This is a genomic window from Mycobacterium sp., from assembly GCF_049683935.1.
Taxonomy (GTDB): Bacteria; Actinomycetota; Actinomycetes; order Mycobacteriales; family Mycobacteriaceae; genus Mycobacterium.
The window spans coordinates 1-8,216 of record NZ_JBAUJR010000263.1; the positions used below are offsets into that span (position 1 = coordinate 1).

At 68.0% G+C, this 8,216-nt stretch carries 7 protein-coding genes and 1 pseudogene; all 8 read left to right on the plus strand.

Features of this window, described 5'->3' with window-relative positions; translation table 11 throughout:
* Positions 1-427, plus strand: a 427-nt coding sequence (locus WA965_RS15315) for a hypothetical protein (RefSeq protein WP_526447744.1), incomplete at its 5' end; no start/stop codon positions are given.
* 58 nt (positions 428-485) lie between these two features.
* Positions 486-890, plus strand: coding sequence for a hypothetical protein (locus WA965_RS15320; protein ID WP_526298543.1), 405 nt, complete (start codon positions 486-488; stop codon positions 888-890).
* Between the two features lie 73 nt (positions 891-963).
* Positions 964-1,704 carry a DUF8175 domain-containg protein gene (locus tag WA965_RS15325; protein WP_489038632.1) on the plus strand — a complete coding sequence of 247 codons (741 nt, stop codon included), beginning with the start codon at positions 964-966 and terminating at the stop codon, positions 1,702-1,704.
* Positions 1,705-1,712: 8 nt separating this feature from the next.
* Entirely contained in the window at positions 1,713-3,902 is a 2,190-nt protein-coding gene (locus WA965_RS15330) for a hypothetical protein (protein WP_489038631.1), read from the plus strand.
* A gap of 3 nt (positions 3,903-3,905) precedes the next feature.
* Complete coding sequence (locus WA965_RS15335) at positions 3,906-5,492, plus strand: SCO6880 family protein (RefSeq protein ID WP_526447746.1); 1,587 nt, start codon at positions 3,906-3,908, stop codon at positions 5,490-5,492.
* A gap of 14 nt (positions 5,493-5,506) precedes the next feature.
* A complete protein-coding gene (locus tag WA965_RS15340; RefSeq protein WP_489038629.1) occupies positions 5,507-6,991 on the plus strand; it encodes a putative type IV secretion/conjugal transfer ATPase in 1,485 nt (494 codons plus the stop codon).
* The gene (locus tag WA965_RS15345; RefSeq protein WP_526297160.1) at positions 6,988-7,809 is read left to right on the plus strand and encodes a methyltransferase; all 822 of its coding nucleotides are present in this window, start codon (positions 6,988-6,990) and stop codon (positions 7,807-7,809) included. The genes WA965_RS15340 and WA965_RS15345 overlap by 4 nt, the downstream gene beginning before the upstream one ends.
* Positions 7,806-8,216: pseudogene (locus WA965_RS15350) on the plus strand (TraG family protein); the annotation flags it as partial. The gene WA965_RS15345 and the pseudogene WA965_RS15350, both read left to right, overlap by 4 nt.

An 8,216-nucleotide genomic window follows, 5' to 3' on the forward strand; every position in this document is an offset into this window, starting at 1 on the left:
GCCTCCGGCCGCGACCACGCTGCCCGACATCGCTGCAGGGGTGGACCGGCAGGATCCGGACTCGGTGGCCACCGCGGCGTTGACGGTCTGGTTCACCTGGAACACCGCCGTCGACGCCGGACCCAACGACGCCGCCGCCCGCACCGCACCGCTGCTCACCTCCGAGTACGCGCGCGAGATCACCTCCACCACAGCGCAATCGAGTCCCGGCGCGCAATGGCTGGACTGGGCCGCGGACGGCGCGGTCCTGACCCCCGACCTCGTCGCCGACGACGAACCCGTTCCCCCGCAGACCGATTCGACGGCCTACCGCTCCTACCGCGTCACCCAACGCATCGACGGTGCACCGGTGAGCGAGAGGGTCGTCGCGATGATCCTGCGGCGCGGGTCCGACGGCTGGGAGGTGAGCCGCATTCAAGACAAATAGCCCCGCCTCGTACATCCACTGGCACTGCAGAACAACCCGTTTCGGAAAGGAACCCCCGATGGACACAGAACCCGTCACCACCCCCACCTCGCACCGAGCGCGCCGCGTACTCGGCGTCCTCGCCCTCACCGCCGCGCTGACCGTCCTGGCCGGCGGAGTCGCCGCCGCCCAGACCGTCAACCCGTACGACGGGGTCAACCCGGACATCAGCTTGTTCGGCCCCGCCCTGAACCAGACATGGAAGCGCCTGCTCGCGGCGATCTGGGGAGCCAGCATCGCCCTCGCGGGCCTGTGGGTGCTCACCTCGTTCCTTGCCTCCAAGAAAGCCCGCAAGCGCGGCATGTCCAGCGATCTGAGCGAAGCGGGCGAGGATCTCAAGCTCTCCCTCATCATCTTGGGCGGAGTGGCCGCTGTCTCGCCGATCGTCGGCGCAGTCTTGCTCCTCGTCCAGCCCGGCGCATAGCCGATCCCGGCTCTGACCACCACTCTTACGCCTCCCCGACGCGGGCACCGTCCGCAGAAACGAGTTACCCATCATGGCCATCGACTACCGCAACGTCGGCTCCGAACCCCCCAGCTCCCCCAACACCGAGAACGTCGGCGGTGATCGACAGACCGACAGCAAGTCCGGATCCAAACGCTGGATCATTCTCGGGGCCGTCGCCCTGGCGATCCTCGCCGTCGTCTCGGTGATCGTGGTCGGTCTGTCGGGCAGCACCGACAACTCCGGCGGCGGTGGCTCCGATGCCATCCGCGCAGTACACGGGCCCACAACCGTCAACAACGGTGTCCCCAGCGGCTACACCCGCGACACCCAAGGCGCATCGACGGCCGCGGTGAACGTGCTCCAAGCGTTCGATCAGGCCAGCCAGGGCCGCATCGACATGAACGATGTCCGCCCGACGATGATCGCCGCCGACCCCGGTGCCGAACTGGCCCGCGAGATCGAACTCGGCAGCAACCGCGACGAGAGCAGCGACGTGATGAACACCCTGCCGGCCGCGGTGCACGTGTCCTCGTTCAGCCCCGACGCCGCGCAGATCTCGGTGTGGTCGATGACCACCACCCAGTCCGACATCAACAACACCGGCACCGTCGCCGTGAGCACTCTGTGGGCGACCACCGACATCTCGTTGGTCTGGCAGGACGGGGACTGGAAGGCCAAGGACTGGTCCTACCGCCAGGGCCCGCGACCGGAAGACGCGTCCTACCCGGCCGCTGATTCCGCGCTCGGCGGTCAACTGACCGCCGGGTACTACACCTTCTACATCGACTAGGAGAGAACATGATTCGCCGTCTCGTTCTCATCGCGGTCACCGCCGCACTGGTGGCACTGTTCGGATCACCCGCTGTTGCGCTCGCCCAGCCTTCCGCCGTTCCCGCCCCCGCACCGGGGGCGGTCACCGCCCAACAACCGGCATCGAGGCTGCCCGCGCACTTCCCGGACGATCTCAAGAAATTCATCGGCGGCACCGAGGAATTTCGGAGCGGGCCCTGGTTCACGGGCAACTGCGCAGACCACGGCGGCGACCTGGGAACCTATATCTCCCAAGCACTCACGAACGAAAACCGGCTCCTGTACTGGACCGCATCGGACGAGAACAAAGCCGTCATGCTCGGCGGTGCGAGCGCGGTCGGCTCCGACCCGCAGGCCCAGGCCACGGCCGAGATCACCCGTCAGGCCGTCGCCGACGGGACCGAACCACCCGCCGACGCTCTGCCGACGGTGTTTCCGGCCGGAGACACCAGCTTTCACCCACCGACCGGAACCTGCGCCGCCGACCTCGCCCGGTGGGGCACCAAGGAATGGGGCACATGGGGCTTCGCCTGGGCGCAGAGCCCGGACGCGGACTCGCTCACCGCGATCAAGGCGCTGCCCGGTGCCGACAAGGTGCCCGACGCCGCCTGGTCGGACCCGTGCTCGCAGGGTTCGGGCGACCAGTACTGCATGCACGCGTTCTTCGTCGACTGCTCGAAAGCCGAACGGGCAGATGCCAGCCGCTGCCAGGACTGGAACCTGTCGATCGGACGATTGTTCGCCGGCACCGCGAACTGGATCGACAAGAACACCTCGTTCACCGAACGCCTGGACGACACCCTCGGCAAGGTCATCGCCGCCACCCCTCAGTACAAGCTCGGCAAGGCCTACCTGCAGGCATTCTCCTGGATCTCGGGGGCAGCGAACGACGTCGTCGACTTCGTCACCGACCCGACCACCGTCATCGACGACTGGGTCAACGCCACCAAGAGCGGGGCACTCTCACTCACCGATGCCGTGCTGCGTGGGTTGACCTCGACCGGCGACTTCGATCCCACCCAGCAGTGGTTCGTGACCTACTACGCCGCATCGACGGGTCTGGGAATCATGGTCATGTCGCTCGCGGTACTGCTGGCGATCATGCGATCACGGCACAAGGGCTCGCCGTCGGAGCTGGTGGCCAACGTCTTCGGCTACATGCCCGCCGGGGTGGTGATGATGCTGTTCTCCCTGGCCCTGGCTCAACTGCTGATCGAGTTCGCGACAGTGCTCACCGAGGGCATCGCCAGTTTCAGCGGCTCCACGATCACCGAGATGGTGGAAAACATCTACGCCACGATGGGCACGCTGAACAAGGACACCGTCGTCGGCGGCTCGATCGTCGGCCTGGTCTTCTTCGGCATCCTGCTGCTCGGCGCGATGTCGGTCTACCTGGGTCTGCTCATGCACCAGATCGGGCTTCCGCTGACCGCGTGCGTCGCCGGAATCGGCTACGGCATGTGGGTGCACCCGACGTGGCGGACCAAAGCGCTGCGGCCACTGTTCACGTTCGTCGGCATCGTGCTCAGCAAGCCGATGCTGTTCCTGCTCATCGCGATCGTGCTCGCCGGGGCCAACAACGCTCTGCTCTCGGGCGGCGGCGGCTCGGGCGACCTGACCTCGCTCGGCGCTCTCGTGCTCGTCGGTGCCTCGATGGTCGTCGTCGGCCTGGCACCGTGGGCGATGCTCAAGTGGGCACCGATCCTGCCGACCAAAGCCGACTCCGAAGGATTCGGCGGCGGTGGCTCCGTCGCCGGTGGTGTCATCGGAGGCGTGGGCAGCTCGGCCCTGTTCCGCAGCCGCAGCGGCGGAGGCGGAGGCGGAGGCGGCGGCGGCGGAGGCGGGTCGACCGTCACACCGCGCTCGACCCGCTCCGGCGACGGCGTCGACAAGGCCACCCGATCCACGCACTCGACGCCGTCGACCAACTCCACCCCAGGCCACACCACCGGGACCGCCCACAGCGGCGGCACCGACAAGGGCGGGACGTCGACACCGAAGCGCTCGACCATGGGAATGGCCGGCCGACTCGGCGGAAAGCTCGCGACGGGATCGGCCGCGACGGTCGCCTCGGCCGGGGCAGCAGCGGTGCCGATCGCCGCTCAGTCCGCAGCAGCGGCAATGAACAAAGCCAAATCCAGTGCCGAGTCCGCACCGTCCGAAGCCGAAGGCAGGTAAGCGATGTCGACCGAGACCGTCGAGCACGACAGCGAGCAGAGAACCTCCATCCTGGGCGGTGAGATCGCCCGCCGCGGCATGACCGGGATCTCGGCACCGGTGCTCATCACCTGGACCGCTGCCCTGATCATCGGCGTCGTGTACTACTTCGCGGCCGGTGGCGGCGCGATGACCGTCGGGCTCGTGGCCGTGTTCTACGTCGGGGTGTTCGCCTCGACGTACGAATTCGGCGACACCTCCCTGGCGGCGCGGCAGATGCACCGACTGCGGAACTGGTCGCGGATGCGGCGCGGGGAGCACGTCTACCGCAACGCCGACGACCCCGCCTACGGGATCACCGATCTCGACCCCGGCTGGGAGTACCCGGTCCCGCTCGGGCGGACCGCACCGCTCGACGTCGCGGGCACCGGCCTGGACGAGATGTTCATCGTCCGCACCGCGAACCCCGGCGAGCGGGCCTACTACACGGTCGTACTGTCCGTGCAGGGCCTGGCCGGCGGGCTGCGCACCGACGCGGCCTGGGCGACGACATCGGAGAAGTTCGGTCTGTTCAGCGCCTCGATGGCCCGCAAGACCTCGCTCATCCGCGGAACGCAGTTGATCCACCGCTCCATTCCCGCGGATCTGACCATGCACGAGGACTGGGTCGAGCGGGAGATCGAGAAGCTCGGCGACATGCGTCTGCGGGCACCGGTGGAGTCCTACGGCGACCTCATCGACACCATCCGGCCGCACTCGGAAGAGCACCGGGCGTACGTGGTGCTCAAATTCCCCCAGACCGACCACTTCGAGGCCGAAGCCGCGCGGGCTGCAGGCGGGAAAGGTGCCCGATTCGAAGGCGGTGTCGCCCAAGTGATCCGCGACGAGACGATGCGCGCGGTGAGCAAACTCGTCGCCGCCGGCATGGGCCGCGTCCAGGTCCTCGGTGAGCAGCGCACCTGTGCGTTGATCCGCGCCTTCGTCGACCCGTCGAACCCACTCGATCGTCACCAAGGGGCGCGGTGGTCGAACTGCTGGCCCTCCTACGTCGGTGGCCACGACTCGGTGGTGGTATCCGGACGCTGGCACACCCGTGTCGGGTTCCTCCCGCCGGCGAGCATCGAACCCATTCCGCTGGGCCCGTTGTGGCTCGCACCGCTGCTGACCGGGGTCGCCCCCGACATCGGCGACGACGAGAACCCGCCCTCACCGACGATCCGAACAGTCAGTGTCCGAGTCGATTTCGTGCCCGACGCCGTCGCCCGGGAAGCGGCCAGTCAGGACTTCACCCAGGACAAGGCGGCGCAGGAAAGCGCAGCACGCAAAGGCATCACCGGCGACGGCTCGGCCGAAGTGATGGCCACCGCGTCCGGGCGTCGACGCACCGATCTGATGCCGGGCTCGGGCCATCACGGCACCATCTACTCCCTGTCGATCGCGGTCACCGGACGCGACGAAGACGACCTCGAGCAGGCGTGCACGCGCGTGGAGGAAGCCGCCGACGAGTCAGGAATCAAAACCATCACCTGGCAGGACGACATGCACGACGTCGCCCTGTTCACCACCCTGCCCTTCGCTCGCGGTCTCGCCGTGACGCGCTACACCACGTAGCCCAGGAGATTTCGATGCCGCAACACACCACCCGTCGTCCGTCCACCCGACCGGCCGCGACCGGGCAGCCGGCCCGATCGCCGCGCCCCCGCCTGCTCGGCGACTCCGCCGCCGTCCTCGAGGCCGCGGAGGCGATCCCCAAGCGGATTGCCCGCCGTAAGCCGCCTCGGCGGTTCACGCTCCTCGACCGCTACGGCTGGTACGAACCCCGCACCGAAGGCGCGTGGAGTACGACCAGGCAGTCCGAAGCGCTGAATCTGGCCATCAGCCGCCGCAGTGCCCGCCACCAGGGAGCGGTGACCGGCCTGAACCGGATTTCCCAGGACCTGGTGATCACCGATCCGTTCGAGCTCTACGGCACCGACATCTCCAATATCAACGTCTGCGTGGTCGGAGACATCGGCAAGGGCAAGTCCTCGATGATCAAGACCGCGTTTTTGTGGCGGCAGATCATCTTCGGCCGACAGGTAGTGGTCATCGACAAGAAACGCCAGGGCAGCGAAGGCGAGTACTCCATCTTCGCCCGCACCCTCGAGGTGGAATCGGTCCGGTTCAAAACCGGTGGCGGCGGGGCGCGACTGAACCTGCTCGACCCGGCGATCACCACCGGCGGTGAACACGCCGGGGGCCTGGACGGTGTCACCCCGGCCGGTCAGGAAGCCCTCGTGCTCGCCGTCCTCGCCGACACGATGGAACGCCCGCTGACCACACCGGAGAAGAGCGCCGTCGGCCGAGCGTTGGAGCTGGTCAACGCCGACGCTGCCGCGACCGGTCGTGCACCGGTGCTCAAGGATCTCGCGCGCCGCCTCGTCGAGCCGTCCACCGACGACGGCACGTATTTCGGTGACCGCTGGTCCGAGCGCTCGCTCGAATGGGGTTACGAGCCGGGCTTGGCCCTGCTGCGTCTGGTCGACCGGGATCTGAAGGGCCTCGTCGACGCGGAAACCTCCCCGGAGGTCCGGGCCGCGCTCGAGCATCCGTTCGCGCATTTCGACGTCTCCGCGTTGCCGACCGAAGGGCCTGCGCTGCGGGTGGTGATGACCGTGATCAACACCTGGTTGGCGAACCTGCTCGCGGCGCGTTCGTCGGTGTCCAAGCAGACCATTCTCATCGTCGAGGAAGGCTGGCACGTCGCCGAAGGATCGACCGGCGCGGTGTTCCGGTCGAACATGAAACTCTCTCGCGGACTGGGTCTGTCGACCGTCTCGGCGTTTCATCACCCCTCGGACATGTCCCACGACTCCCCCGCGCGTGCCCTGATGCAGGAGGCGGGAATCGTGTTCCTGTTCGCGCAGGAACGCTTCGACGATGCCCGCGAGACAGCGGAGATGTATCACCTGCCGCCCGGATCGGTCGACATCATCATGGGCCTGGGCCAGGGCGAATGCCTGGTCAAGATTGGCTCGTCCGATCCGATCCTGATGGAACACGTTCGCTCCCCGCAGGAGATCGCCCTCACCGACACCGACGCCGCCGTCAAAGGAGTCAAGCCAGCATGAACACCTCCTCGCCAGCGGCCCGGCGATCCCGCACCATCGACGTGCGCGTGAGCTCGCCGGCGCCAATCGGGTACGCCGACGACACCAGCTCGACCGGGGGCCGGTTCGCATCGGCCTCCGCCGCAGCACGATTCGCCGTCATCGCTACCTTTGCGGCCCGCCGCGCCGACATCACCGTCACCATCGCTGTCGACGGGGACGACGAGGTCTGTGTGTCCGGTACCCCCGGCGAGATCGCTTGCGCCCTCGCCGCCATCCCGGTCTACAGCGTCGGCGTCCGGAAAGCGCGGATCGCGCCGGCACTCGATCTCGGCGGAGATCCGATGCGGATACCGGCACCGGGCTGCCTGCGTGCCGCCGTCGACGAGGTCGCCCTGCCGATCCAGTGGCAGGGCAGCGTCGGCCCCGATGGCCGTGCGATTGCGGAAGCCGGGGTCGACGTGCGTGTGCTCTCGACTCGGCCCGACCCGCTGCCGAACTCGACACTGCTGCTCGGACAATGGGCACCGGACCTCGCGCACCGCCTCGCGCACGACCTCGCCCGCTCGATCACCGAGCGCAGTGGTCGACGCAGCCCGGCCACCGTGACCTATCTCCCCGACCAGGGGCGGTACGAGATCACCCATCTGGCCCCGGTCTCCGATACCGACGCCGCCGCGGTGGCCCGGTACATCCGGATCACCCGACTACGAGCCAACCTCGCCGCCCTCGACTCGGTCGCCGACGCGGACTGCGCTGTCGGTCTCGCCGCCGAGCTGCACGTGCTCGAAAGCTATTCCCGCCGTGTCCCTTCCACCGACGACAGGACAGTTCGATGAGTGCGATGCAATCCCCTCCCCGCAGGCCCAGCGATCCGTTCGTTCCGTCCGAGGTCTGGGTCGGTGCCGCTCTGATCGTGGGGCTGGTGTTCGCTGTCGCCGGCGGCGGCATGGTCTCCTCGCTGGTGTCGGGCAAGGTGATCGCGATGCCCACCAGCCTCGGTGAGCTGTTCTCGATCTTCCGCGGGTTGGTCACCAATCCGTCGGACCCCGCGGCCGCGTGGCCGGCGACCGCGCAGCCGGGTCCGGCGTGGGTGACCTGGGTGTGCATTCTGGTGCTCGGTGCGCTGTATACCGCCGTGGCCCTGTGGATCAGCTCCGAGATCGACGACTGGCAGCACCACCGCGGTCAGGCCCAACGTGGATTCGCCGGTCGACGTGAACTCGTCCGGGCAGGTATCGACGAG